Annotated in this window: 25 protein-coding genes and 1 tRNA gene; 16 read left to right on the forward strand and 10 right to left on the reverse strand. The window is 54.9% G+C overall.

Annotated features, from left to right (window positions below; translation table 11 throughout):
* Positions 1-236 (forward strand): hypothetical protein (locus AC2FJV_RS02040; RefSeq protein ID WP_496712397.1); only part of this gene is annotated, 236 nt, incomplete at its 5' end.
* A 563-nt stretch (positions 237-799) separates the two neighbouring features.
* Here AC2FJV_RS02040 and typA read toward each other — a convergent pair.
* Entirely contained in the window at positions 800-2617 is a 1818-nt protein-coding gene (gene typA / locus AC2FJV_RS02045) for a translational GTPase TypA (RefSeq protein ID WP_496712399.1), read from the reverse strand.
* A 76-nt stretch (positions 2618-2693) separates the two neighbouring features.
* Positions 2694-3029, reverse strand: a complete 336-nt coding sequence (locus AC2FJV_RS02050; protein ID WP_142633723.1) for a DMT family transporter — start codon at positions 3027-3029, stop codon at positions 2694-2696.
* A gap of 174 nt (positions 3030-3203) precedes the next feature.
* Between AC2FJV_RS02050 and AC2FJV_RS02055 the strand changes: the two genes are divergently transcribed.
* Positions 3204-3335, forward strand: a complete 132-nt coding sequence (locus tag AC2FJV_RS02055) for a hypothetical protein (protein WP_282027394.1) — start codon at positions 3204-3206, stop codon at positions 3333-3335.
* A 54-nt stretch (positions 3336-3389) separates the two neighbouring features.
* Here the strand turns inward: AC2FJV_RS02055 and AC2FJV_RS02060 are convergent, their stop codons facing one another.
* The 3 genes from AC2FJV_RS02060 to AC2FJV_RS02070 are packed head-to-tail and all read right to left on the reverse strand — an operon-like array spanning position 3390 to position 5442.
* Positions 3390-4547, reverse strand: a complete 1158-nt coding sequence (locus AC2FJV_RS02060) for an HD domain-containing protein (protein ID WP_496712405.1) — start codon at positions 4545-4547, stop codon at positions 3390-3392.
* Positions 4544-4789: a hypothetical protein gene (locus AC2FJV_RS02065; protein WP_142633727.1), complete on the reverse strand. Its 246-nt coding sequence runs from the start codon at positions 4787-4789 to the stop codon at positions 4544-4546. The genes AC2FJV_RS02060 and AC2FJV_RS02065 overlap by 4 nt, the downstream gene beginning before the upstream one ends.
* A complete protein-coding gene (locus tag AC2FJV_RS02070) occupies positions 4789-5442 on the reverse strand; it encodes an alpha/beta hydrolase (RefSeq protein ID WP_142633729.1) in 654 nt (217 codons plus the stop codon). Before AC2FJV_RS02070 ends, AC2FJV_RS02065 begins: the two co-directional genes overlap by 1 nt.
* A 178-nt stretch (positions 5443-5620) precedes the next feature.
* On the opposite strand from AC2FJV_RS02070, the gene iscR reads away from it, so the two are divergent.
* The 9 genes from iscR to AC2FJV_RS02115 all read left to right on the forward strand — a co-directional run bounded on the left by iscR (position 5621) and on the right by AC2FJV_RS02115 (position 13278).
* The gene (gene iscR, locus AC2FJV_RS02075; protein WP_142633731.1) at positions 5621-6079 is read left to right on the forward strand and encodes a Fe-S cluster assembly transcriptional regulator IscR; all 459 of its coding nucleotides are present in this window, start codon (positions 5621-5623) and stop codon (positions 6077-6079) included.
* Positions 6080-6127: 48 nt separating this feature from the next.
* Positions 6128-7207 carry a cysteine desulfurase family protein gene (locus AC2FJV_RS02080; RefSeq protein ID WP_496712407.1) on the forward strand — a complete coding sequence of 360 codons (1080 nt, stop codon included), beginning with the start codon at positions 6128-6130 and terminating at the stop codon, positions 7205-7207.
* An 18-nt stretch (positions 7208-7225) separates the two neighbouring features.
* On the forward strand, positions 7226-8746 hold the full coding sequence (gene sufB / locus AC2FJV_RS02085; protein ID WP_142633735.1) for a Fe-S cluster assembly protein SufB: 1521 nt from the start codon (positions 7226-7228) through the stop codon (positions 8744-8746).
* A 70-nt stretch (positions 8747-8816) separates the two neighbouring features.
* A complete protein-coding gene (sufC, locus tag AC2FJV_RS02090; RefSeq protein WP_142633737.1) occupies positions 8817-9572 on the forward strand; it encodes a Fe-S cluster assembly ATPase SufC in 756 nt (251 codons plus the stop codon).
* Positions 9572-10852, forward strand: a complete 1281-nt coding sequence (sufD, locus tag AC2FJV_RS02095; RefSeq protein ID WP_496700392.1) for a Fe-S cluster assembly protein SufD — start codon at positions 9572-9574, stop codon at positions 10850-10852. The genes sufC and sufD overlap by 1 nt, the downstream gene beginning before the upstream one ends.
* Positions 10852-11337, forward strand: a complete 486-nt coding sequence (locus AC2FJV_RS02100) for a YIP1 family protein (RefSeq protein WP_282027397.1) — start codon at positions 10852-10854, stop codon at positions 11335-11337. Before sufD ends, AC2FJV_RS02100 begins: the two co-directional genes overlap by 1 nt.
* Positions 11334-11900 carry a YIP1 family protein gene (locus AC2FJV_RS02105; protein ID WP_142633743.1) on the forward strand — a complete coding sequence of 189 codons (567 nt, stop codon included), beginning with the start codon at positions 11334-11336 and terminating at the stop codon, positions 11898-11900. The genes AC2FJV_RS02100 and AC2FJV_RS02105 overlap by 4 nt, the downstream gene beginning before the upstream one ends.
* A 14-nt stretch (positions 11901-11914) precedes the next feature.
* Positions 11915-13135, forward strand: coding sequence for a cysteine desulfurase (locus tag AC2FJV_RS02110; protein ID WP_281972083.1), 1221 nt, complete (start codon positions 11915-11917; stop codon positions 13133-13135).
* Between the two features lie 66 nt (positions 13136-13201).
* Positions 13202-13278: transfer RNA gene (locus AC2FJV_RS02115), tRNA-Arg, on the forward strand.
* Positions 13279-13444: 166 nt separating this feature from the next.
* On the opposite strand, the gene mepK is transcribed toward AC2FJV_RS02115, so the two are convergent.
* Entirely contained in the window at positions 13445-14014 is a 570-nt protein-coding gene (gene mepK / locus AC2FJV_RS02120) for a peptidoglycan L,D-endopeptidase MepK (protein ID WP_142633747.1), read from the reverse strand.
* Positions 14015-14369: 355 nt separating this feature from the next.
* Here mepK and AC2FJV_RS02125 point away from each other — a divergent pair, with 355 nt between their 5' ends.
* The 4 genes from AC2FJV_RS02125 to AC2FJV_RS02140 are packed head-to-tail and all read left to right on the forward strand — an operon-like array spanning position 14370 to position 18610.
* Positions 14370-15974: a L,D-transpeptidase family protein gene (locus tag AC2FJV_RS02125; RefSeq protein WP_496710086.1), complete on the forward strand. Its 1605-nt coding sequence runs from the start codon at positions 14370-14372 to the stop codon at positions 15972-15974.
* A 36-nt stretch (positions 15975-16010) separates the two neighbouring features.
* Positions 16011-17102, forward strand: a complete 1092-nt coding sequence (lpxD, locus tag AC2FJV_RS02130) for a UDP-3-O-(3-hydroxymyristoyl)glucosamine N-acyltransferase (RefSeq protein ID WP_496712410.1) — start codon at positions 16011-16013, stop codon at positions 17100-17102.
* Positions 17103-17134: 32 nt separating this feature from the next.
* The gene (locus tag AC2FJV_RS02135; protein WP_142633752.1) at positions 17135-17392 is read left to right on the forward strand and encodes an acyl carrier protein; all 258 of its coding nucleotides are present in this window, start codon (positions 17135-17137) and stop codon (positions 17390-17392) included.
* 9 nt (positions 17393-17401) lie between these two features.
* Positions 17402-18610 carry a beta-ketoacyl-[acyl-carrier-protein] synthase family protein gene (locus AC2FJV_RS02140; protein WP_281994601.1) on the forward strand — a complete coding sequence of 403 codons (1209 nt, stop codon included), beginning with the start codon at positions 17402-17404 and terminating at the stop codon, positions 18608-18610.
* 40 nt (positions 18611-18650) lie between these two features.
* On the opposite strand, the gene AC2FJV_RS02145 is transcribed toward AC2FJV_RS02140, so the two are convergent.
* The gene (locus tag AC2FJV_RS02145) at positions 18651-19268 is read right to left on the reverse strand and encodes an invasion associated locus B family protein (protein ID WP_142633757.1); all 618 of its coding nucleotides are present in this window, start codon (positions 19266-19268) and stop codon (positions 18651-18653) included.
* A gap of 433 nt (positions 19269-19701) precedes the next feature.
* On the opposite strand from AC2FJV_RS02145, the gene AC2FJV_RS02150 reads away from it, so the two are divergent.
* Entirely contained in the window at positions 19702-21243 is a 1542-nt protein-coding gene (locus AC2FJV_RS02150; RefSeq protein WP_496712415.1) for a helicase HerA-like domain-containing protein, read from the forward strand.
* A 36-nt stretch (positions 21244-21279) separates the two neighbouring features.
* Here the strand turns inward: AC2FJV_RS02150 and AC2FJV_RS02155 are convergent, their stop codons facing one another.
* The 3 genes from AC2FJV_RS02155 to AC2FJV_RS02165 form a co-directional block, all read right to left on the reverse strand.
* Positions 21280-21531 (reverse strand): hypothetical protein, encoded by a 252-nt coding sequence (locus AC2FJV_RS02155; RefSeq protein ID WP_142633761.1) that lies wholly within the window; start codon positions 21529-21531, stop codon positions 21280-21282.
* Between the two features lie 176 nt (positions 21532-21707).
* The gene (locus tag AC2FJV_RS02160; RefSeq protein WP_496712419.1) at positions 21708-23021 is read right to left on the reverse strand and encodes a branched-chain amino acid ABC transporter permease; all 1314 of its coding nucleotides are present in this window, start codon (positions 23019-23021) and stop codon (positions 21708-21710) included.
* Positions 23018-24028 carry a branched-chain amino acid ABC transporter permease gene (locus AC2FJV_RS02165; protein ID WP_282021241.1) on the reverse strand — a complete coding sequence of 337 codons (1011 nt, stop codon included), beginning with the start codon at positions 24026-24028 and terminating at the stop codon, positions 23018-23020. Before AC2FJV_RS02165 ends, AC2FJV_RS02160 begins: the two co-directional genes overlap by 4 nt.

Consider the following 24028-nt stretch of genomic DNA (forward strand, 5'->3'; position numbering starts at 1 on the left):
CCGTCGCCACCTTCGCCGCCGTCGCCACCTTCGCCGCCGTCGCCACCTTCGCCGCCGTCGCCACCTTCGCCGCCGTCACCACCGTCGCCGCCGTCACCACCGTCGTCATCATCGTTGCCGTCACCATTGCCGCCACCGCCGCCGCGGGTATCACCGCCGCCGCCACCGCCGCCGCCGGTACCACCGCCGCCGCCGGAACCACCACCGCCATTTTCATCAGCAGCGCCGTCTCCTGATCGTTGCTCATTTCCGAGAATAGATGCGGTTGGAAAGTCAGTCAGAACTGCTGCAAAAGCTGGGCAACTCTCCAATGTACGGGACAAGATGTCCTCGAAATCTGAGCGTCGCTGCAAATAGCGCAGCATCCGGGCGTCTACAACAGAACATGCACAAAGCGTTTCAGTCGATACCGACTGTTTGGCTGTTCGTATTGTACACATGTCGGAAGCTGAAGCGGATACAGCTGAAATAACTGGGAATGTTGCTGAAACAAATACTATTGAAAGTAAGCGAGACTTAATGCGCATGGCGCTACTCCTTGATACTCATTACTCAAAACTTGGCAGGCAAACAGGTGCCATACTTTGGACACAAATACATCCCTTTTGAGCCAGAATTACAAGTTTCCTAAAATTGTGAATGTTAAAAGTGAAACAACTTAAAGAGGAAAGTGTAGGTAAAACAAAAAGAAGGCCCGCTTTGAGAGCGAGCCTTCCAGGATGGGCCTTAATACGCGTGTGCGCAAATATGTCACGATTGTGTTATTGTTTCCAATCTGTGAACTGCATCACTGCAATGATCAGGCAGATCTTGCCATACGCTTGCGCTCGTGCGGATCCAGAAAGCGTTTGCGCAGACGGATTGCGTTCGGGGTCACTTCGACAAGTTCGTCATCGTCGATATAGGCGATCGCCTCTTCCAACGAGAACTGAATATGGGGTGTCAGGCGCACAGCGTCATCCGATCCGCTGGCCCGGACGTTGGTCAGCTTTTTCCCCTTCAGCGGGTTAACCTCAAGATCGTTGTCGCGCGAATGCTCGCCGATAACCATACCCTGATATACATCGGTCTGAGGGCCAACAAACATGCGGCCACGCTCTTCGAGGTTCCAAAGGGCATAGGCAACTGCTTGTCCGTTCTCCATCGAGATCAGAACGCCTGCGCGGCGGCCCGGAATTTGTCCTTTATGCGGTGCCCAGTCGTGGAACACACGGTTCAAAACGCCAGTACCGCGTGTATCTGTCAGGAATTCACCGTGATAACCGATCAACCCGCGTGACGGCACATGGGCGATGATGCGGGTTTTGCCTGTACCAGCAGGCCGCATCTCGGCCAGTTCACCTTTGCGGACACCTGTTATCTTTTCAATGACCGAGCCGGAATACTCGTCGTCCACGTCAATGGTGACTTCTTCGATGGGCTCCAGGCGCTGACCGTCTTCTTCGCGGAACAGGACCTGTGGGCGAGAGATACTCAGCTCGAACCCTTCGCGGCGCATGTTTTCGATCAGAACACCCATCTGCAATTCGCCGCGTCCCGCAACTTCGAAGGCCTCACCGCCCGGAGTGTCGGTAATGCGAATGGCGACGTTTGATTCTGCTTCTTTCATCAAACGGTCGCGAATGACACGGGACTGAACCTTTTTACCGTCTCGGCCGGCAAGGGGCGAATCGTTGATACCAAAGGTCACTGTGATGGTCGGCGGGTCGATCGGCTGCGCAGGCAGAGCGTCTTCGACTTGTGGGGCAACAAGCGAATCTGCCACGGTCGCTTTGCTCATACCTGCGATGGTGACGATATCGCCCGCCTCGGCCACATCAATGGGTTGCTGCCCCAAACCGCGGAAAGCCAGGATTTTTGAGGCGCGAAAGTTCTCGATAAGTGTTCCGTCCCGGCTGAGCGCCTTAAGGGTGTCACCTGCCTTGAGCGTACCACTTTCGACACGGCCAGTCAGAATGCGGCCGATGAACGGGTCGCTGCCCAGTGTCGTGGCAAGCATCCGGAAGGGTTCGTCCTTGCGTTCGATCTGTTTGGGAGCAGGGACGTGGTCAACGATCAGGTCGAACAGTGCTGACAGATCCTTGCGGGGTCCTTCCAGCTCCATATCTGCCCAGCCCGACCGGCCTGAGGCGTACATTGAAGGGAAATCAAGCTGATTGTCATCCGCACCGAGGTTTGCGAACAGATCAAAGCATTCGTCCAGCGCACGGTCTGGTTCGGCGTCGGGTTTGTCGACTTTGTTCAGCACCACAATCGGACGCAGACCCAGCGCCAGCGCCTTGGAGGTCACGAATTTGGTCTGCGGCATTGGACCTTCGGCAGCATCGACCAGCAGGACAACGCCGTCGACCATGCTGAGGATGCGTTCAACCTCGCCGCCGAAATCGGCGTGGCCCGGCGTGTCGACAATATTGATCCGCGTGCCTTTCCACTCCACCGAAGTGGCCTTTGCAAGGATGGTGATACCACGCTCACGCTCGAGGTCATTGCTGTCCATGGCGCGTTCTGCGACAGCCTGATTTTCCCGGAACGCACCGGATTGTTTTAGCAGCTCATCGACCAGCGTTGTTTTGCCGTGGTCCACGTGAGCGATGATTGCGATATTGCGCAGGTCCATGAGAGGTCAGCCTTTGAACGGGAAGTTGACGCGCGCATAACGCGGCTCGGCGAAATATGCCAGCCCTAACCGATCGTCAGTGTCCTGCTGTACCGGAAAAGAGGTGTATGATTAGTATTCCACCCAAAATCATGCTGAGTCCAGCTATCCCGGGTAAATCCAACCTCTGACCAAAGACAATGAAACCGATGATGGCAATCAGCACGATTCCAAGACCGGACCAGATCGCATAGACGATACCAACCGGCATGTATTTGAGCGTGAGGGCCATCAGATAAAAGGCAATTCCATAGCCAACAACCACAAGCACTGACGGCCAGAACCGGCTGAATTGCTGGCTGGCCTGAAGTGCAGTTGTACCAATCGTTTCGGCAACAACTGCCAACAGCAGTAGAAGATATGCTTTGGGCACGGGGGTCTCGCATTCAATAAGGTTGCATTGGGTTGAGCACGAAATGACCGATACCCGCAAGCGATAGCAGGAGTTTACTGGCATCCATCAGGGGTCAGGATTACCCGACTATGTGGATTTTCGGCAATGTGATACTTTGTCCGCGTTTTATCGTGTTTTTTTATGAGTATCGCCATGACGAAATTTGCAAAATACGTCATCGCTCTTTCGGCACTTATTGTTGCGCTTGGGTGGCTTGCTGGCGGGGGGTCCGTCGAAACAAAAGCAGCCCGAAATGTTGAGCGATTGATTGGTGCATCGGTTTAAGCGACTGCCGAATACAGGAAAAAGGGGTGTTATGCTCCTTTTTCCGCTGTGTTTTCAGCTTTCTGCAGTCTCAGAAAAGTAACCCCGAAGCAACGGATCCAGCCATGCCCACAGAGCTGGTGCACCGGGAATAATCACCGTGCCGACACGGCTGTGGATTTGTTCGTATGTGACGTTGTAATCAATCCAGGTACCGCCTCCTGTCTCGAGGTTGCCAACCGGGGTTTGGAAGCGATCAATCGCTTTGGCGAAACAGGCATCGGGGCTTTCGGCCTGTTCAAACTCCTGCCAGATCGACATGAATTCTTGATTTTGAACCTCTGGGAGCATTCCAAACAACCTTTGCGCCGCAGCAAGTTCCTCGGCGGCTTGTGCCGCGTGGTCGACCTGCCCATGAATTGGGTGATCACCGGCGCCAATTTCAACAATGTCGTGCAGCAAAAGCATCCTGAGGGCGCGGTTTACAGAAACGGAAGGGGCTGCATATTCGGACAGGACCCAGGCAAAAAGCATGATGTGCCAGGAATGTTCGGCTGAATTCTCAAACCGGCCATCATAGAGCAGACGAGATGCGCGCTGAACCGATTTGAGTTGGTCAGTTTCGGACAAGAAACCCAAACGCAAAGAAAGCTCGGAGGTTTCGAGTTTGCCTCCATTCAGCAGCGCTTGGGCAAGATTATATGCGTCCGGGAAAGCTTGTTGCAGATAGGCAGCGCGACCACGTTTTAGGTTGTCATTCACGACAGCTAAATGCTCTGGGTTTGGCCGTTCTGCACACAGCACCTGAAACATCGGTTGCGACCGATCCAGAATCTTGGCGAATTTCGCGTCCGGCGTGGCGTCGGCTTCGAATTCTTGCCAAAGAGCAAGAAACGTCGTGGCCTGATCCGCAGGCAGCATGCCAAACAGCTCTTCAGCAGCTGTTTGTTCCGCCAATTCCAGTGCTTTCCAATCTGTTTTCAAGTGAATTGGGTGATCGCCTACGATGATTTCGACCAGATCATGCAGCAGTAGCATTTTGATCACCCGGTCGATATTTACGCCTGACCCGGCAAGCGGTTCCAAAACCAGGGCCCAAAGCGCCAGTTGCCAACTATGCTCTGCCGCGTTCTCTGGGCGGGACTGATCCAACAAGGCGTTGGCGCGATTGACAGATTTCAGCCTGTCCGCGCGTTTAAGGAAGTCGATTTGCGCGGACAATCTTTGCGTCATTGTTTTTCTATAGCTTTCAGTTTTGACCGATGTTCGGTCAATTTCTCGACGACAAACTTGCGGGCCTTACGTTCGGCCATCCGGACACGGATCTCGGTCAGGAATGCTTCTTCCAATGTTTGTGAGGACGCCCCGATCACTTCGCCAACTTCCATGAAGAAGCGGTCGTTTCCGGTTTCGTCCATCACTTTCATTGTGTCTTCGGCCAGCTTGGAAGCAAGCCTGATGATCGTGTCGGACATTAGCGCGTGTTCTCTGTCAGCCGCCGTTTCACATAGTCACTTACGTCAGTGATCAGCGTATCCATGTGGCGATCCTGAAAGAAGTGGTCAGCACCCTCTACTTCGTTATGGGTGATTGTGATGCCCTTCTGTTCATGCAGCTTGTTAACCAATGCAGTGGTGTCTGCAGGCGGGGCCACCCGATCAGAGGATCCGTTGATAATCAGACCCGAAGAGGGGCAGGGCGCTAGGAACGAGAAATCATACATGTTGGCTGGCGGAGAAACGCTGATGAAACCGGTAATCTCAGGGCGGCGCATAAGCAGTTGCATCCCGATCCAGGCTCCGAACGAGAACCCTGCGACCCAGCAGTGTTTCGAATTGTTGTTCATCGACTGCAGGTAGTCCAGTGCCGATGCCGCATCACTCAGCTCGCCTACGCCCTGGTCATATTCCCCCTGGCTGCGGCCAACACCGCGGAAGTTGAACCGCAAGACAGTGAAACCCATGTTGTAGAACGCATAGTGCAGATTATAGACCACCTTGTTGTTCATGGTCCCGCCAAATTGAGGATGCGGGTGCAACACGATGGCGATCGGTGCGTCTTTTTCCTTTTGCGGGTGGTAGCGGCCTTCCAGGCGGCCTTCGGGTCCGGGAAAAATCACCTCGGGCATGTGTGCATAGGTCCTGTCTTTTTCTTCTGGGTGTCCGGAAATACTTGACGATAATCGTCGGACACCTTAGAACGGTTCTAATTGTGATAGTCGGCGCAAGGGCGCTGTCAGTCGGAGATACGCACTGGCAGCGGCGGCGTCAATGATTTCGCGCGTTAACTGCCATAAGGGAATGAGAATGAAGCTTTCGACCAAGGGTCGTTACGCGATGGTGGCCTTGGCTGATATCGCTCTTCAGTCTTCTGACGGACTGGTAACGCTGAGCGAAATTTCCGAACGGCAGGACATCTCGTTGCCTTATCTTGAACAGCTGTTCGTAAAGCTGCGCCGGGCCGAGCTTGTCTCGTCAGTGCGCGGTCCGGGCGGAGGTTATCGGTTGGCGCGCCCTGCGTCGGAAATCCGTGTAGTCGAAATTCTGTCCGCCGTCGACGAAACTGTAGACGCGTTGAAAAAAGGGGCAGGGGCTTCGGGGGCCTCATCGGGCAGTCGTGCGCAATCGCTGACCAACCGATTGTGGGAAGGGCTGAGTGCCCATGTTTATGTGTTTCTGCATCAAACGCGGCTTTCTGATGTGATCAGGAACGACTTGGCGCCCTGTCCGGCTGTTCCTAATCTGTTTGCGGTCGTGGACGAGTAAGATGAATTTGCTTTGTCCAAGTCCCTTTGGCTGCCAAAAGGTGCATCCATGAATCGTGTTTATCTGGATCATAACGCCACAACGCCAATTCGCCCCGAAGCGCGCGATGCGATGATCACGTCAATGGATCAGATCGGTAACCCTTCCTCGGTTCACGCTGAAGGACGAGCGGCAAAGGCCATGGTCGAGCGTGCACGGGCGCAGGTGGCCGAAGCTGTCGGGTGCCGACCGCAGGAAGTTATTTTCACCTCTGGTGCGACCGAAGCGGCTCGGGTCCTGCAGAATAGACCGAATAATTGCGATGTGTTCGTCGATGCAACGGCGCATGACGCGCTTTGGTCGCATCTTGATCTATCGAACTGCAACGAACGCCCGTTCGGACCTGGTCACATCTTAGCAATGGGGTTGGCGAATTCGGAAACAGGTATCGTTACCTTGCCACCGAAAAAGGTCGAAGGTCAGTGGCCCTATGGCGCACGGCGCGCCGATTGGTTGTTGCTGGATATTACACAGGCTGTTGGCCGTATCCCCTTTTCCTTCGCCTGGAGCGATGCGGATATGGCGGTTCTTTCGGCGCATAAAATCGGCGGTCCTAAGGGTGTTGGTGCTCTGATCCTAAAACAAGGGCTGGACATCAACCCGCTTGCGGTTGGTGGCGGGCAGGAAATGGGCCGGCGCTCCGGGACGGAAAACGTTGTTGGAATCGCGGGTTTTGGTGCCGCTGCCGAGGCCGCAGTGAAAGATCTGGCTAACGGTGTTTGGGAAAATGTTGCTAAATTTAGAAATATTCTAGAGAACGCTCTTGAGGCCGGATCGAAAGCGACTATTTTTGTCGGGAAAGATCAGGAGCGACTCCCCAACACTTTGTGTTTTGCAACTCCCGGATGGAAAGGGGAGACGCAAGTTATGCAGATGGATCTGGCTGGATTTGCGATCAGCGCAGGTTCGGCCTGTTCAAGTGGCAAGGTAAAGACCAGCCGAGTTCTGTCGGCAATGGGATATGACGAGGTAACGGCAGCCAGCGCAATTCGGGTATCGCTCGGTCCTTGGACGACAGAAGATGATGTGCTGCGTTTCGCGGATACGTGGCTGGAAAAAGAGAAAAAGCATCGCGCGCGTGCCGCGTGATCTGACGGAGGATAAGTCATGGCCGCTTTGGACCAGACTCAGGTAAAAGAAGGTGTCGATCAGGAAACCGTTGATGCGGTGCGCGAGGCCGGAACCTATAAATACGGCTGGAACACCGATATCGAGATGGAATACGCCCCAAAAGGCGTGAACCCCGATATCGTCCGTCTGATCTCGGACAAGAATGAAGAACCGGAATGGATGACCGAATGGCGTCTGGCCGCGTTCGAACGCTGGACCAAGATGGAAGAGCCGAAATGGGCGATGGTCAGCTATCCCGAAATCGACTTTCAGAACCAGTATTATTATGCCCGCCCGAAATCGATGGAGGTAAAGCCGAAATCGCTGGATGAGGTGGATCCGAAGCTGCTGGCCACTTACGAAAAGCTCGGTATCCCGCTGAAAGAACAGATGATTCTGGCTGGCGTCGAAGGCGCCGAGGATATGCCTGCTGAGGGCCGCAAGGTGGCCGTGGATGCGGTGTTCGACTCGGTGTCCGTTGGCACAACTTTTCAGGCCGAACTGAAAAAGGCAGGTGTGATCTTCTGTTCGATTTCTGAAGCGATCAGGGAACACCCCGAGCTGGTCAAGAAATACCTGGGCACTGTGGTTCCGGTATCCGATAATTTCTATGCCACGCTGAACTCGGCCGTGTTCTCGGACGGGTCATTTGTCTACATCCCGCCGGGCGTACGCTGCCCGATGGAGCTGAGCACCTATTTCCGCATCAATGCGGAGAACACCGGTCAGTTTGAACGCACCCTGATCATCGCCGATAAAGGCAGCTATGTCAGCTACTTGGAAGGCTGTACTGCGCCTCAGCGCGACACTGCGCAGCTGCATGCTGCCGTAGTCGAAATCATCATCGAGGAAGATGCCGAGGTAAAATACTCGACCGTTCAGAACTGGTACCCCGGGGATGAGAATGGCAAGGGCGGCATCTATAACTTTGTGACCAAGCGCGCGGATTGCCGCGGCGACCGGTCCAAGGTGATGTGGACGCAGGTGGAGACCGGCTCTGCCGTGACATGGAAATACCCGTCCTGCATCCTGCGCGGCAATGAAAGCCAAGGTGAGTTCTATTCGATCGCGATTGCCAATAACTATCAGCAGGCCGACACTGGCACCAAGATGATCCACCTCGGCAAGAACACCAAGTCTCGGATCGTTTCGAAAGGGATCAGCGCGGGCAAGGCGCAGAACACCTATCGCGGGTTGGTCTCGATGCATCCGAAAGCCAAGGACAGCCGCAATTACACCCAGTGTGACAGCTTGCTGATCGGCGACAAATGCGGGGCGCATACGGTGCCCTATATCGAGGTCAAGAACAACTCATCGCGCGTCGAGCATGAAGCGACGACGTCGAAGGTCGATGATGATCAGCTGTTCTATTGCCGTCAGCGCGGAATGGACGAGGAAGAGGCCGTGGCCCTTGTTGTCAACGGGTTCTGCAAGGACGTGCTACAGGCACTGCCAATGGAATTTGCGATGGAGGCCCAGCAGTTGGTGGCCATCAGTCTCGAAGGATCTGTGGGTTAATCCCGACTTTCCCTGAATTCAGAACATACAGGGGGCATGACCCTCTTGCGATACGCCAAAGGAAATAAACATGCTGGAAATCAAAAACCTGCACGTCAAACTTGAAGAAGAAGACAAGCAAATCCTCAAAGGTGTCGACCTGAAGGTTGAGGCTGGCAAGGTACATGCGATCATGGGGCCAAATGGCTCGGGCAAATCGACGCTCAGCTATGTGCTGTCCGGTCGGGATGGGTATGAAGTGACCGAAGGCTCGGCGACCCTTGGTGGTGAGAACCTGTTCGAGATGGAACCGGAAGAGCGCGCAGCAGCCGGTGTTTTCCTGGCGTTCCAATATCCGGTTGAAATCCCAGGCGTTGGCAACATGACCTTTCTGCGCACCGCTGTGAACTCACAGCGCAAGGCCCGCGGGGAAGAAGAGCTTTCAGCAGCCGATTTCCTGAAAGAGGTGCGCGCCAAGGCCAAATCGTTAAAGATCGATGCGGATATGCTGAAGCGCCCTGTGAATGTTGGCTTTTCTGGCGGTGAGAAAAAGCGCAACGAAATACTGCAAATGGCCATGCTCGAGCCCAAAATGTGCATTCTGGACGAGACAGATTCCGGTTTGGATGTAGACGCGATGAAACTGGTTGCCGAGGGCGTGAACGCGCTGCGCGACGAAGCGCGTGGTTTCCTTGTTATCACGCATTATCAGCGCCTTCTGGACCACATCAAGCCTGATGTCGTGCATATCATGGCCGATGGGCGGATTGTAAAAACTGGCGGTCCCGAGTTGGCACTTGAGGTTGAAAACAACGGTTATGCCGACATTCTGGCCGAGGTGAACTGATGGCGTTGCCCCAAGCAAAACAGACTGCGACGGAGGAGCGGCTGGCCGTCCTGTCGTTGCCCGATGCCGGATGTACTCGCGCTGCACGCGAGGACGCGATTGCCCGTGTGCGCCAAATGGGCTTGCCCAGCCGGCGCGACGAGTACTGGAAATACACCCAACCCGATACGCTCGTATCGGCTGATGCAGCGCATGCGGCGCTGTTCGAGTCGGACGAGCCGCAAATGTTCGATGAATTCGACCGCTTGAAGATTGTCTTCGTTGACGGAGTGTTCAATCCCGAAGAGTCCGATGATCTGACACTCGAAGGTGTTTCGATCGACCGGCTTGAAGATATTTGCTGCAAAGATATCCATTGGGCCAAAGACTTGTACGGCGTTCTTGAAGCAAATGGACAAGTCCCGGTTCAGCGCCCGCTGGCCGCATTGAACACCGCATTTGCATCAGACGGCGTGGCCATCCATGTGACCGGTAAGCCATCGAAACCGATCAGCCTGATCTATCGCCATGCGTCCGAGGATTCGGATGCGATCCTGCATCACGTAGTGCGGGTCGAAACTGACGCCGAGGTTACCATTCTCGAAAACGGGCCGGCGGCATCGCGTTTCAACAAATGTATGGAAATTGACATTGCCGATGGTGGCTCGCTGCACCATGTGCGGGCCCAGGGTCGTGACCACGAGCGTCGTGCGGCGACGCATATGTTTACACGGTTGGGTGCCAATTCGGTCTACAAATCCTTCACCCTGACCATGAACGGTGTTCTGACCCGGAACGAACAGGTGATCGAATTGACCGGCGATGATGCGGTGGCGCACGTGGCCGGTGCCTGCGTCGGAGATGGCGACTTTCACCATGACGACACGGTATTCGTCACCCATGACGCGGTTGGTTGCGAAAGCCGCCAGGTGTTCAAGAAGGTGCTGCGGAACGGCGCGACCGGCGTGTTTCAGGGCAAGATCCTTGTGAAAGAGGGCGCCCAGAAAACAGACGGGTATCAGATCAGCCAGTCTTTGCTACTGGATGATGATAGTCAGTTCCTCGCCAAGCCCGAGCTTGAGATCTATGCCGATGACGTTGTCTGTTCGCACGGTTCGACATCAGGTGCGCTTGATGAAACGGCTCTGTTCTACCTGCGGTCTCGGGGTGTGCCCGTCAAAGAGGCAACAAATTTGCTGACCTTGTCGTTCCTGGCCGAGGCTGTGGAAGAGATCGAGGATGAAAGCCTTGCGGAGGCTATGGTTGACCGCCTTGAAGGCTGGCTTTCTCGGCGAAGCTGATGCCGGTAACGTCGGATATAGTGGCCACATACCGTGGACCAGGCCGGGTTGTAAGCCGGCTTTTGGATTTGGGCGAACGTGAGGACCGCGCTTTGGTCTTTGTAATGGCGTTCTGCGTGGTGGCATTCATTGCGCAACTGCCACGTTTGTCCCGACAGGCGCATCTCGAAGATCTCGAGCTTAACATGCTGTTGGGCGGTGCCTTGCTTGGAACTGTCATTATCTTGCCGCTGTTCTTCTACCTTCTGGCCTTCGTGTCCCACGGTGCGGCGCGTCTGTTCGGCGGAAAGGGGACTGCCTATGGCGCAAGGTTAGCTCTGTTCTGGGCGTTGCTATCTTCGACGCCGTTGATTTTGCTGAACGGCCTTGTCGCTGGTTTTATTGGTCCGGGGACAACCATGACCACTGTCGGGTTGGTTTGGTTCGTCGTATTCCTGTGGTTCTGGTTTTCGGGCCTTAGGCAAGCGCAAAGGTATGCGGAATGAATCCGGCCGTGCTGAGTCAGATTGCTGTTCTGACCCTGACCAACCCTGCCGAAGCGGCAAGACGGTTGCTGGATCTGCGTCCCGGGCGTGAAGTTGTCTGGCTGGCATTCTTTCTGGCTGTCGTTCTGAACGGTGCCATCCAAATTGGTATCGAACAGATGGTCCCTGTCCCCCAGGGTGAACCGCTTCCCGTTTCTGATCCTGTTATTCTGAACCTTCTGCGTTCGTCAGGCGCGATGCTGCTCAGCGTGGTGGCTCTTCTTTTTGTTGGTCGTACTATCGGGGGCGTTGCGACATTCAAAGATATCCTGATCCTGACGATCTGGCTGCAATTCCTTCAGATCGCAGCGATGTCGGTGACGCTGATCGTTTCGATGGTTGTTCCATTTATGATGGTCATGTTTTTGCTGGCGACCGCACTTGTCAGCCTTTACGTCTCAATGCATTTCCTGAATGAAGCTCATAAGTTCAACTCGATGCTGAAATCTTTTGGGGTCATTCTGTTATCCGCACTGATTTCAATCTCATTTGTCCTCATGTTCACACCCAGCGGCCCGGTCTAGGGAAGAAAAATACGATGTTCGATCTGCAGAAAATTCGCGCTGACTTTCCGATCCTGTCCCGAGAGGTAAACGGCAAGCCGCTGACCTATCTGGACAATGGAGCATCAGCTCAGAAGCCACAGGTTGTCATTGACGCTGTGACGCGGGCTTATACCGAAGAATATGCAAATGTGCATCGCGGGCTGCACTATCTGTCCAATCTGGCGACCGAGAAATACGAATCCGTTCGTGGAACTATTGCCCGATTTCTGGGCGTAACGGATGAAGATGAAATTGTTCTGAACTCGGGCACGACTGAAGGCATCAATCTGGTCGCCTATGGCTGGGCGATGCCGCGTCTTCAGGCCGGGGACGAGATCGTCCTGAGTGTGATGGAGCATCATGCAAACATCGTACCCTGGCATTTCCTGCGCGAGCGTCAGGGAGTGGTGTTGAAATGGGTGGATGTGGATGCGGATGGTGGGCTTGATCCGCAAGCTGTCATTGATGCCATCGGTCCAAAAACCAAGCTGGTCGCGGTGACCCATTGTTCGAACGTGTTGGGCACGGTTGTGGATGTCAAAGCAATCACCGAAGGCGCCCATGCCAAAGGCGTCCCGGTGCTGGTGGATGGCAGTCAAGGCGCCGTGCATATGCCGGTCGATGTCCAGGATATCGGCTGCGATTTCTACGCCATCACCGGGCATAAGCTTTATGGCCCATCAGGATCGGGAGCGATTTACATCAAATCTGACCGAATGGCCGAAATGCGCCCGTTTATCGGTGGCGGTGACATGATCAAAGAGGTCAGCAAGGATCAGGTGATCTACAATGATCCACCGATGAAATTCGAGGCGGGAACTCCTGGTATCGTGCAAACCATCGGACTGGGCGTCGCTCTGGACTATCTGATGGATTTGGGGATGGACAACGTTGCTGCTCATGAGGCCGAGATCCGAGACTATGCGATGCAGAGGTTTGCAGGGCTGAACTGGATTCAGCTTCAGGGGACACGGCCGGACAAAGCGGCGATCTTTAGCTTCACTTTGGACGGTGCAGGCCACGCACATGACATTTCGACGATTTTGGATAAAAAGGGCGTCGCTGTTCGGGCCGGGCACCATTGTGCTGGACCATTGATGGATTTCCTCGGAGTCACCGCGACATGCCGCGCCAGTTTTGGTCTCTATAACTCGAAAGATGAGGTCGATACCTTGATCGAAGCGCTTGAACTTGCGCATGATCTGTTCGCGTGAAACCTGTTTGATCCGGGTCGATTTTCAGTTGCACCCGGACCGGAACAAGGTTAGCTAACGGCTCAGGCACCTGTAGCTCAGCTGGATAGAGCGCTGCCCTCCGAAGGCAGAGGCCAGAGGTTCGAATCCTCTCAGGTGCGCCATTTCTTGAATATTTGGGCTCGTATTGAAAATCACCTGCGACAGCCGGTTTGCGCAGGGTTTATGAGGCTGCCTGAGTAGAATAGGCACCTCCACAATGGCAGATAAATCTGCTCATTCAAACGGTTAGGTGACCGACAAAGTTCTCTTGACGACAGGCGGGGCGGATCAACCCCCCCAGCTTCTTACCACACCGCAATCCATATGCACGAAGTTCGAGCGGTGGTATTTGCCAACACCACCAGCACGGCAAGACATCGCCGCTTTGGCCATTTGCGAGACCGAACGAGATGACAGGCGGAGGTCGGCTGCCTGGCCTTTCATGTGCAACGAATTCTTGGCAACACGGCGCGACCGTGACCGCAGCATCGCGTTGGTCTGCGGCGAGCGATAGCCCGACAGCAGCATATAGGGTTCGTTGACATCCAACAGATTATGCGACGCCGCCATGATGTCGATCGTGCGGAGGTCCATATCCTTGGCCTGGTCGGTGCGCCAATCGCGCATGAAGTGGTTCACTTCTTTGACCGCGTCTTTGATGTATTTACCGTCAACCCAATAGATCATATCGATCCGCTCGCCAGTGCGTCCGGAATACATGCGAATACGGCGAATATCACCACCGCCACGAAGGAATCCTGCTGCATTGGAGTAGGTTGGAGTTGCTACAACTGCTGTAGCTGCGAATGCGCCCAATAAAGCACGCCGGGTCAAACCCGAGGAACTGCTCGTCGTCATTTTGTGTTTCGTCCCGTACTGTTCCTGCCTGCACACGATGTTACGCGCGCTGTATTAATTTATTCCCATCCCAGATGAGGGATTTATGACACAGTCGTGAAGGGCGGCCAAGAAGTCTTTCAAATTCATCTTTTCAAGGGGGAATTTTCGGCAGTTTTTTGCGCAGGTGGTGCAAAATGGCAAAGATCCAACGTCTTAGGCCGTCGCGGAAATCTGTCCGATGCAAACAAGCATCACGCTTGGGTATAAGCACGAAATTGATGCATTTGTGAATAGACAATGGGTTTCAAGCAAAACCATAATTGTTCGGCATTGCCTGAAACGGCGTATTATATTGAAAATTCAAGGGCTCCAAATGTTCTCTGTTCTTCGTGCAAGCACCGGTATTGCTTTGGCCGCATGTTTTCTAACGACTTCGGCGATGGCGAACACTGAGGCCAAGCCTGACACCGCATTCCAGATGGCGGTTGCCGAATTTGCACCTTCCGGGTCTGAGATTGCCGATTTCTACCGTGAAAGAGGATTCGTGCCTGTTTGGATTGGCGACACGGCTGCACATGCTGAACGTCGTCAACGGTTGATTGAGGGGCTTTCTGCGGTCGAATTACACGGGCTACCCGCGAACGCCTATGATGCGCAGGGCTTGGTTGACCGGCTTCAATCAGCAAAATCAGCGCGTGAGCTTGGGGCGATTGAGGTCGAGCTGACGCGCGTTTTTGCGGCCTATGCACAAGACATGAGGACAGGCCTTTTACGACCATCCGATATAGACGATGGATTGGTCAGGAAGGTCGAGCCGACCTCGACAGCAGGGCATCTGCGTGGACTGACGACCTCGGAGGATGCAGCCTATTTCGATCAGTTGGCGCCAAGCTCGACCCAGTATCGGGCTTTGATGAAGCAGAAACTTGCGCTGGAAGAATTGGTTCGCCAAGGCGGTTGGGGAACTACTGTTCCGCAGGCTAAGCTCGAACTGGGAGATACGGGACCCGCCGTAATAGCGATGCGTAACCGACTGGTTGAAATGGGTTTTATGAACCCAACAGCCAGCCCTGTTTTTGACGATGCCTTGCTGGCAGGCGTTCAGCGGTTTCAGATCGCACATGGTCTTGCCGCAGATGGCGTCGCGGGGCCGGGCACAATTACTGAGCTGAACCGCACTGCTTCGGATCGTCTGAAGGCCGTCTATGTCGCGCTGGAGCGTGAGCGCTGGTTGCCGCGCGAGCGCGGTGAACGCCACATTCTGGTCAATCAGGCTGATTTCTCAGCCAAGATTGTTGATGACGGCTTTATTACCTTTGAAACCCGCGCCGTGATCGGCAAGAACACCCATGATCGTCGCAGCCCTGAGTTTTCGGACAAGATGGAGCATATGGTCATTAACCCCAGCTGGTATGTCCCACGCTCGATCATCACCAAGGAATACCTGCCGCAGCTGCAGTCCAACCCAAATGCCGTTGGGCATATTCAGATTACCGATCGCAGTGGTCGCCAGGTCAATCGCGGGGCAGTAGATTTCACCCAGTTCACCGCAAGCAACTTTCCTTTTGCGATGCGCCAACCGCCCAGCAAAAGCAATGCCCTGGGGCTGGTGAAGTTCATGTTCCCCAACAAGCACAACATCTATCTGCATGATACACCGCAGAAAAGTTTGTTTGCTCGGGAATCTCGTGCCTTCTCGCATGGTTGTATCAGATTGGCTCAGCCTTTCGAATTCGCTTACGCACTGTTGGCGAAGCAAGAAGAAAACCCAAAGGCATTTTTCCATCGGATTCTCGCGACTGGAAAAGAGACCACAGTGAAGCTTGAGCAGCATGTTCCTGTCCACTTGATTTACCGCACTGCCTTTATTGGCCCGAAAGGTGAGGTACAGTACCGACGCGACGTCTATGGCCGTGATCAGAAAATCTGGAATGCTCTGCAGAAAGCAGGGGTGGTCCTGCCGGACGTTCAGGGGTAATCACCGGGGGCAGGTCCTAGTTCCGGGAAGCCCCACATGAAATATACAGTTCAACAAATCGCAGATGCCCTTGACGCTGAGTTCCAGGGCGACGCCAGCTTGGTCGTACATGCTGCTGCTGAACCGTCGGATGCAACTGCCACTGATCTGGCGATGGCGATGTCGCCGAAATATGCCGAGGATCTGGGATCGGGTTCGGCGCAGGTCGCCATCCTTTGGGAAGGTGCTGACTGGCAGGCGTTGGGACTTAAGGCAGCAATATTCGTTCGACGACCGCGCATGGCGATGGCCGGGATCACCTCCATGCTGGATAAAGGGCAGGGCTTTGGGTCCGGGGTTCACCCTTCGGCAGTCATCGACCAAACTGCGGATGTGGCAGATGGGGTCTCAATCGGCCCTCTGGCAGTCATTGGTGCACGGGCCCGGGTCGGCAGAGGGGCGAATATCGGACCGCATTGCGTCATAGGCATGGATGCTGTGTTGGGCGAAGACGCCGTTCTGCGCGAAATGGTCAGCATTGGTGCCCGTGTGCAGATCGGGGATCGTTTTATCGCGCAACCAGGGGCAAGGATCGGTAGTGACGGGTTCAGTTTTGTTACGCCCGAAGTATCGGGGGTAGAGAACGCGCGCAAGACCTTGGGGGATGCAGGAGACGCCAGCGCGCAAAGCTGGCTGCGCATTCATTCGCTTGGTTCTGTGGAAATTGGCGACGATGTCGAGATCGGTGCGAATTGCACGATCGACAACGGGACCATTCGTAATACTCGCATCGGGAATGGCACAAAACTGGATAATCAGGTCCATATCGGCCACAACACGCGCGTTGGTAATGACTGTCTGCTGTGTGGTCAGTCTGGTATTTCCGGTTCGGTTGAGCTTGGCAATAACGTGGTTCTGGGTGGGCAATCAGGCGTCTCGGACAATATTTTCGTTGGCGACCGGGTGATTGTCGGCGGTGGTACCAAAATCCTGTCAAACGTACCTGCCGGTCGTGTGTTGATGGGCTACCCGGCTGTGAAGATGGAAACCTTTACTGATGTCTATAAGGCGCAGCGCAGATTGCCGCGGATGCTTCGTGACGTGGAGGCGTTGAAAAAGGCTGTTTCCAAACAGCCTCCGAGCGATTAAATCACATTCAACGTGATAATCAGAGGATCGATATGAGCATCACCGACCGCGTCATTGCCATCATTGCCGAACAAGCCGTGTTGGAGCCTTCGGATGTGACGCCCGAAAGTACGCTCGAAGATCTGGGGATCGACAGCCTGGGGCTGGTCGAGAGTATCTTTGCCATCGAAGAAGAGTTCGACATTACCGTTCCGTTCAATGCCAATGAACCAACGGCCAGTGACTTTGACATCTCAAATGTCGCCGCGATCATTGCTGGGATCGAAAAGCTTGTGGCAGAAAAGGTCTGACCCAAGCAAATGAAACGGGTAGTAATAACCGGGGCAGGCACGATCAATTCGCTTGGTCATTCAGTTCCAGATACGCTTGAGGCGATGCGGGAAGGCCGTTGTGGCATTTCGGAACTTGAATTTCGAGATGTCGACAGGTTGGCGATCAAGATCGGTGGGCAGGTCCGGGGGTTCGAAGCCGAGGGTCGGTTCAACCGCCAACAGATGACTCTGTATGACAGGTTTACACAGTTTACCCTGACCGCGGCCAAAGAGGCCATAGATCAGTCCGGGATCGAATTCCACGGTGAGTTGGCTGCACGATCTGGCGTGGTTCTGGGAACAGCAGGTGGTGGCGTTTCGACCTGGGACGACAATTACCGTTCAGTCTATGAGGACGGGAAGAACAGGGTTCATCCATTTGTTGTTCCTAAACTTATGAACAACGCGGCGGCAAGCCACGTATCGATGGAACATAACCTCAAAGGTCCCAGCTTTACCGTATCGACTGCCTGTGCCTCATCGAACCATGCGATGGCGCAAGCCTTTCAGATGGTGCGCAGCGGGGCGGCCCCTGCGATGATCACCGGCGGCTCAGAATCCATGTTGTGCTTTGGTGGCGTTAAGGCCTGGGAAGGGCTGCGGGTGATGTCCAAGGATGCCTGTCGTCCCTTTAGCGCCAACCGAAACGGTATGGTGCAAGGAGAGGGAGCGGGCATCTTCGTGTTCGAGGAATACGAACACGCGAAGGCGCGTGGGGCAGAAATTTTGTGCGAAGTTGCTGGTTTCGCGATGACCTCGGATGCATCAGACATTGTGATGCCCAGCAAGCAGGGCGCAGCCCGTGCGATGTCAGGGGCGTTGTCTGATGCTGGCCTGAATGCCAATCAGGTGGGTTATATCAACGCCCATGGCACAGGTACTGCGGCCAATGACAAAACGGAATGTGCCGCTGTAGCTGGCGTTTTCGGCCCGCATGCGGACGAACTTTTGATCTCATCCACAAAGTCGATGCATGGTCACTTGATTGGCGGAACCGGCGCGGTAGAGCTTTTGGCCTGTATCATGGCCCTGCGAGATGGGGTGATTGCACCGACGATTGGCTACGAAGAACCTGATCCGGAATGTGCTTTGGACGTTGTGCCCAACGAGGCACGCGAAGCGAAAATCGAGGTTGCGCTAAGCAACGCTTTCGCTTTCGGAGGTCTGAACGCTGTACTTGCCTTGAAGCGGATTTGAGAAAGCCGCTGGGTTAAACGGCTTTCTCGAAATGTAGTCTTCAGTTGGTTGCGACATCAACAATGTCGTAACCTGCAGTAAACCCGGACAAAGACAGGTCAAGTTCGATCACCTGATCCGGCGCGGGCGCTGGAACGATGGTCAAAGTCGCCTTGCTGCCCTGCTTCATTGCGTCGATATCCCCTTGGGTCAGGCCGATTTGGGCAACACAGCCAACAGGGTTACAAAACGAATAGTTGTAGCGTTTGGCAGGCGCCCCGTCGATTGAGAGGGTCAGCTGCGCTTGCAACAGTGTTTCAAGCGGAACCAAGATATTTGCTCCGGCTACAGCCGAACCGCCTTCGGGTAGGCGGAACATGGAAAACTCAGCCATAGGCACATCTTGCGGGCCATTTATGACCTGCAGCAGCGAACACAGATCTTTGCCCGCGTTCATCTTCAAACAGTTCAGGCTCCAGTCTCCGAATTTTTCTTTGTCATAGCGCTGTCCGACCTTGACGGTTTCATCGACCGGCTGCCCCAGGTCGAGACCATTGTCCACCTGCTCGGTCGTAGGGGATTCGGTGGCAGGTTCTGTCGTGTCGGTGGTCTCTTGCGCCAGGGCGGCGCCGTTGAAAAGAAAAGCTGCCGCAACAAGCTTTATCGGTGTCCTGAACATAATTGCCTCGTGATTGTTGATGTGGCTTTTCGCTGGGTCTAGCACCACTGGCGCGCAGTGTCAGGCATTATGCAGCGTAAAAAGACAGAAGTGATCGGAATCTCGCCTGAGGCCCCGTGGGCAATACGTGTGGCCAAGAAAAAAGGGAGCCGGTGGAGCGGCTCCCTTTCATGAATTTTTCTCCCCGTCGGACCGGCCGACTTAATTATGAGCAGACGTTACGAGAGGGCGGCGCGATGGTCAACTGCTAACCTGAAAATTTAATTATGAAGCTATGGTGGAAAAAGGGCCGCGCGTGAACGCGCGGCCAGTCGACAGGGAGGAAGTTTGTTGACCGCGCAATTCTCACACACGAACAACCAGAAAACTATCGCAGCCAAAGGTTAACTTTGTATGCTGGGTGGAGATCGGTAGGAAACAGGGCCTTAAGCATATGAGTGAGAACATATTTCTTGGCGGTGGTGGCGCAGATTACAGCCAACCGCAGACGTTGTCGTTGAAATACGCCAACCGCCACGGCCTGATCGCCGGTGCGACCGGCACTGGCAAGACCGTGACGCTTCAGATCCTGGCCGAGGGGTTTTCCAAGGCCGGGGTGCCGGTGTTTCTGTCTGACGTCAAAGGTGATCTGTCTGGTTTGGCGCTGGCGGGCAGTGAAAGTCACAAGCTACATGGGGCATTTCAGAAGCGTGCCGAAACCATCGGATTCACGGATTACGAATATGCCGCTTGCCCGGTCACTTTCTGGGATCTGTTCGGTCAGCAAGGCCATCCGGTTCGAACCACAGTATCCGAGATGGGACCTTTGTTGTTGTCCAGGCTGATGGACCTGAGCGAAGCACAAGAAGGCATTGTAAACATTGCATTTCGGGTTGCCGATGAAGAAGGTATGCCCCTGTTGGATATGAAAGATCTGCAAGCCCTGTTGGTCTGGATTGGAGAGAACAGAGCAAATCTTTCACTGCGCTATGGGAATGTCTCAACCGCCTCGATCGGTGCCATCCAGCGACGGTTGTTGGTTCTTGAAAATCAAGGGGGCACCAATCTGTTTGGCGAACCTGCCCTGGAACTGGCCGATCTTATGCGCACCGATGTCAACGGGAATGGCATGGTGAATATCCTGGCTTCTGACAAGTTGATGGGATCACCTCGGCTGTATGCGACGTTCCTGTTATGGCTGCTGAGCGAACTGTTTGAAGAGTTGCCCGAAGTCGGCGATCCGGACAAACCCAAGCTGGTATTTTTCTTTGACGAAGCGCATCTGTTGTTCGAAGACGCGCCCAAAGTTCTTGTGGACAAGGTCGAGCAGGTCGCCCGCCTTATCCGATCAAAGGGCGTAGGGGTCTATTTCATCTCGCAAAACCCGGCAGACATCCCAGAAGACATTCTGGGTCAGTTGGGTAACCGGGTACAGCATGCTTTGCGAGCCTTCACTGCCCGAGACAGGAAAAACCTTCGCCTTGCGGCCGAAACCTACCGCGAGAATCCGAACTTTGATACAGAGGCCGCCATCCGTGAGGTTGGCGTGGGCGAGGCGGTTACATCCATGCTGCAAAAGAAAGGGGTTCCGGGCATCGTCGAACGCACTTTGATCCGTCCCCCTGGGTCACAGTTGGGGCCGATTACCGCTGCCGAACGGCAAACGGTAATGAATGCATCTCCGATGAAAGGCAAATACGAAACCCGCATAGATCGCAGATCAGCCTTTGAGATGCTCCAGGCGCGGACTGATGCCGCAGCACAGGCCGCAGCCGAGGCAGAAGAACAGCTTGAGTCTCAATCGATTGCAGAACGCGAATTTGCCACGGCTCGCCGATACTCAGGTAGCAAAGTATCGCGGTCTTCTTCGCGGATCGTGCGAAAGAAAGACACCTTTGCCACCGCCATGAGCGAGGCCGTCATTAAAGAGCTTAAGGGAACAACCGGGCGCAGGATCGTCCGAGGCATTCTGGGCGGGTTATTTCGTAATCGTTGAATGGCGGGCCGGGCTAATTGCCCGGCCTCACAACGGTCACTTCAGGCGGCGTTGGCCTTCTTGTCTGCAATATGCATCAGCCTCGGGGACGGACATTTTTGTTGCCGGAAAGTCGATTGCCCGGTCCCAGTCCACGCGGTTCTGCCGGTAGAGCTGGCATGTTACCACGCCCTTGGGGGTCTGGACTTTGACCGGAGTGGTTTCCAGATCTTTTGGTGACGGAATACATGCGGTCAAAGAGGCAAGAACCGGCAACAGAATGAGTGTCTTTGTAAGAGTGGTTTTCATCGGTGTTTTCTATTCCCTGCGGGCAAATGGTAGTAGTCTGCACAAAGGCAAATATTTGGTGAACACGACTGTGAAACTTGTCAGGCCGATGAGTTGCTCTAGTAAGTTCCTCACTCAAAAGCAAGAAACCGCACCAATTTCTTGACGCGGTTCCATATATTGGAGGTTCTGTGGCCCTATTTCTCGGGGATCAACCCTCTTGGGCTGAATCTAAGAACAATCAGCAGAATCAACCCCATCGTGAACAGTCGCATATGGGCCGCGCTGTCGATCAGATGCGTCTTGAGCGCACTGCCATCGGGCATTCCGGACGTGATCAGGTTCATAAGCCACAACCCAATCGGTTCGACCTGGACCCACAGGAACCAGATGAGGAACGCGCCCAGCACCGCACCAAAGTTGTTGCCCGATCCGCCCACGATCACCATGACCCAGACCAGAAATGTAAAGCGCAGAGGGTTGTAGGTACCCGGCGTCAACTGCCCGTCCAGCGTTGTCATCATCGCGCCCGCGATACCGCAGATGGCAGAGCCCAGAACGAAGATTTGCAAATGGCGGCGGGTGACATCTTTACCCATCGCCTCGGCTGCAACCTCGTTGTCACGGATGGCACGCATCATGCGGCCCCAAGGGCTGCGCAGCGCCATCTGGGCCATCCACAGCAGGATCAGAAGAACAACCATGAACAGCAGGGAATAGCCCAGCTTGACCGACAGGGTCGAGGCGATGACAGGGTCCAGCCCAAACCAATCGGCTCGGGCAATGAAGGATGGATCCTGCTGCAGCTCAACCTCATAGCCGACCACGGGCGAGGGGCGCGGGATGCCGTAGACATTCTTGACGCCTCGGGCCAGCCAATCCTCGTTTTTCATGATGGCAATGATGATCTCGGCAATCCCAAGCGTGGCAATCGCCAGATAGTCTGAGCGCAGGCCAAGGGCCGTTTTGCCGATCAGCCATGCGGCCCCGGCGGCCAGCAGGCCACCCGCTGGCCAGGCCAGCAGAACCGGCAGGTTCAACCCGCCAAGGTTGCCCGCGACAGCTGGATCAATGGCTTCGACACCAGCAACACTGGGATCAAATACCGCGCGGTAGATAAAGAACCCGGCGATCAGGATGGCGACGATGGCAATCGTCTGAACCCGGCCCTTGGGCATCTTGGTAGCCACCAGAACCGCCGCAACAACGGTCGCAGCCCCCAGCAACAGCGCAAGGACGATCCCGTACCCTCCGGAGGACCATGCGCCGGGTGTCGACGGGGTTGAAACCAGCACAACCGCCAGTCCGCCCAGCGCGACAAAGCCCATGACGCCGACATTGAAGAGCCCCGCAAAACCCCATTGCAGGTTCACCCCAAGCGCCATGATGGCCGAGATGAGCCCCATGTTCAGGATTAGGATGGCCGAATTCCAACTTTGCGTGAATCCGGTCAACAGGATCAGGCCGCCAACAACCACGAAAAGCAGCGTATTTTTGACAGTCTCGGTCATACTGCTTTCCCCTTAAACAGACCTGTGGGCTTAAACAGAAGCACGATAAGCAAGATAACAAAGCTGACCGCGAATTTGTAATCGGTGGATAGGAATTGGACCAATCCCGAAGGCTCCAGATGTTCCGGTGCCAGATAGGTCAGCACCTTTTTCCACGCATAGGTGATCGTCACCTCGGAAAACGCGATGATGAACCCGCCCGCGATAGCGCCCAGCGGGTTGCCGAGGCCGCCGACGATGGCCGAAGCGAAGATCGGCAGCAGAAGCTGGAAATAGACAAAGGGCTTAAAGCTCTTGTCCAACCCGTAAAGCACACCCGCAGTTGTCGCCAGCGCCGCGACAAGGATCCAGGTGATCATCACCACACGTTCAGGGTTGATGCCGGACAGCAGCGCCAGATCCTCGTTATCCGAATACGCACGCATCGACTTGCCGGTGCGGGTTTTGTTTAAAAACCAGAACAAAAGTGCCACGGCGACAACGGCCACAACCACAGTGATGCCCTGAGAGGTCTTGATCGCCAGCCCCTCACGCAGCCCGGTCATCGCCTTGAATTCCCGCGCTGAAACGATGAACCGCTCACCGTCCGAGAACCTTTGATCATCCGGCCCGATTATGAACCGCACCAGCCCGTTCATGATGAACATCACACCCATCGAGACGATCACCAGAATGACCGGCTTGGCCTTTTGTTCCCGGTAGAAACGGTAAACCAGCCGATCCGTGATCAGAACCAGAACGATACAGCCCAGAATGGCAAAGGGCAGGGCCAGCAGAGCAGTCGGTAACGGCCCGAAACTGACACCAGCGGCCTGCAGGCCCCATGTGACCAGCACGGCGATCATCGCACCAAAGGCCATCGTGTCGCCATGGGCAAAGTTCGAGAACCGCAGGATGCCATAGATCAGCGTCACCCCCAGCGCACCCAGCGCCAACTGGCTGCCATAGGCGATTGCGGGAACAAGAACGAAGTTGGAGAGCGCCACAAGGGCGTTTAGGAAGTCCAT

This window comes from Ruegeria sp. CDSA241 (assembly GCF_059611265.1).

Coding starts and splice junctions, on each gene's coding strand:
- typA (WP_496712399.1), bottom strand. CDS start 2,617: ATGGACCTGCGCAATATCGCAATCATCGCTCACGTGGACCACGGCAAA.
- AC2FJV_RS02055 (WP_282027394.1), top strand. CDS start 3,204: ATGACGAAATTTGCAAAATACGTCATCGCTCTTTCGGCACTTATTGTT.
- AC2FJV_RS02060 (WP_496712405.1), bottom strand. CDS start 4,547: ATGACGCAAAGATTGTCCGCGCAAATCGACTTCCTTAAACGCGCGGAC.
- AC2FJV_RS02065 (WP_142633727.1), bottom strand. CDS start 4,789: ATGTCCGACACGATCATCAGGCTTGCTTCCAAGCTGGCCGAAGACACA.
- AC2FJV_RS02070 (WP_142633729.1), bottom strand. CDS start 5,442: ATGCCCGAGGTGATTTTTCCCGGACCCGAAGGCCGCCTGGAAGGCCGC.
- iscR (WP_142633731.1), top strand. CDS start 5,621: ATGAAGCTTTCGACCAAGGGTCGTTACGCGATGGTGGCCTTGGCTGAT.
- AC2FJV_RS02080 (WP_496712407.1), top strand. CDS start 6,128: ATGAATCGTGTTTATCTGGATCATAACGCCACAACGCCAATTCGCCCC.
- sufB (WP_142633735.1), top strand. CDS start 7,226: ATGGCCGCTTTGGACCAGACTCAGGTAAAAGAAGGTGTCGATCAGGAA.
- sufC (WP_142633737.1), top strand. CDS start 8,817: ATGCTGGAAATCAAAAACCTGCACGTCAAACTTGAAGAAGAAGACAAG.
- sufD (WP_496700392.1), top strand. CDS start 9,572: ATGGCGTTGCCCCAAGCAAAACAGACTGCGACGGAGGAGCGGCTGGCC.
- AC2FJV_RS02100 (WP_282027397.1), top strand. CDS start 10,852: ATGCCGGTAACGTCGGATATAGTGGCCACATACCGTGGACCAGGCCGG.
- AC2FJV_RS02105 (WP_142633743.1), top strand. CDS start 11,334: ATGAATCCGGCCGTGCTGAGTCAGATTGCTGTTCTGACCCTGACCAAC.
- AC2FJV_RS02110 (WP_281972083.1), top strand. CDS start 11,915: ATGTTCGATCTGCAGAAAATTCGCGCTGACTTTCCGATCCTGTCCCGA.
- mepK (WP_142633747.1), bottom strand. CDS start 14,014: ATGACGACGAGCAGTTCCTCGGGTTTGACCCGGCGTGCTTTATTGGGC.
- AC2FJV_RS02125 (WP_496710086.1), top strand. CDS start 14,370: ATGTTCTCTGTTCTTCGTGCAAGCACCGGTATTGCTTTGGCCGCATGT.
- lpxD (WP_496712410.1), top strand. CDS start 16,011: ATGAAATATACAGTTCAACAAATCGCAGATGCCCTTGACGCTGAGTTC.
- AC2FJV_RS02135 (WP_142633752.1), top strand. CDS start 17,135: ATGAGCATCACCGACCGCGTCATTGCCATCATTGCCGAACAAGCCGTG.
- AC2FJV_RS02140 (WP_281994601.1), top strand. CDS start 17,402: ATGAAACGGGTAGTAATAACCGGGGCAGGCACGATCAATTCGCTTGGT.
- AC2FJV_RS02145 (WP_142633757.1), bottom strand. CDS start 19,268: ATGTTCAGGACACCGATAAAGCTTGTTGCGGCAGCTTTTCTTTTCAAC.
- AC2FJV_RS02150 (WP_496712415.1), top strand. CDS start 19,702: ATGAGTGAGAACATATTTCTTGGCGGTGGTGGCGCAGATTACAGCCAA.
- AC2FJV_RS02155 (WP_142633761.1), bottom strand. CDS start 21,531: ATGAAAACCACTCTTACAAAGACACTCATTCTGTTGCCGGTTCTTGCC.
- AC2FJV_RS02160 (WP_496712419.1), bottom strand. CDS start 23,021: ATGACCGAGACTGTCAAAAATACGCTGCTTTTCGTGGTTGTTGGCGGC.
- AC2FJV_RS02165 (WP_282021241.1), bottom strand. CDS start 24,028: ATGGACTTCCTAAACGCCCTTGTGGCGCTCTCCAACTTCGTTCTTGTT.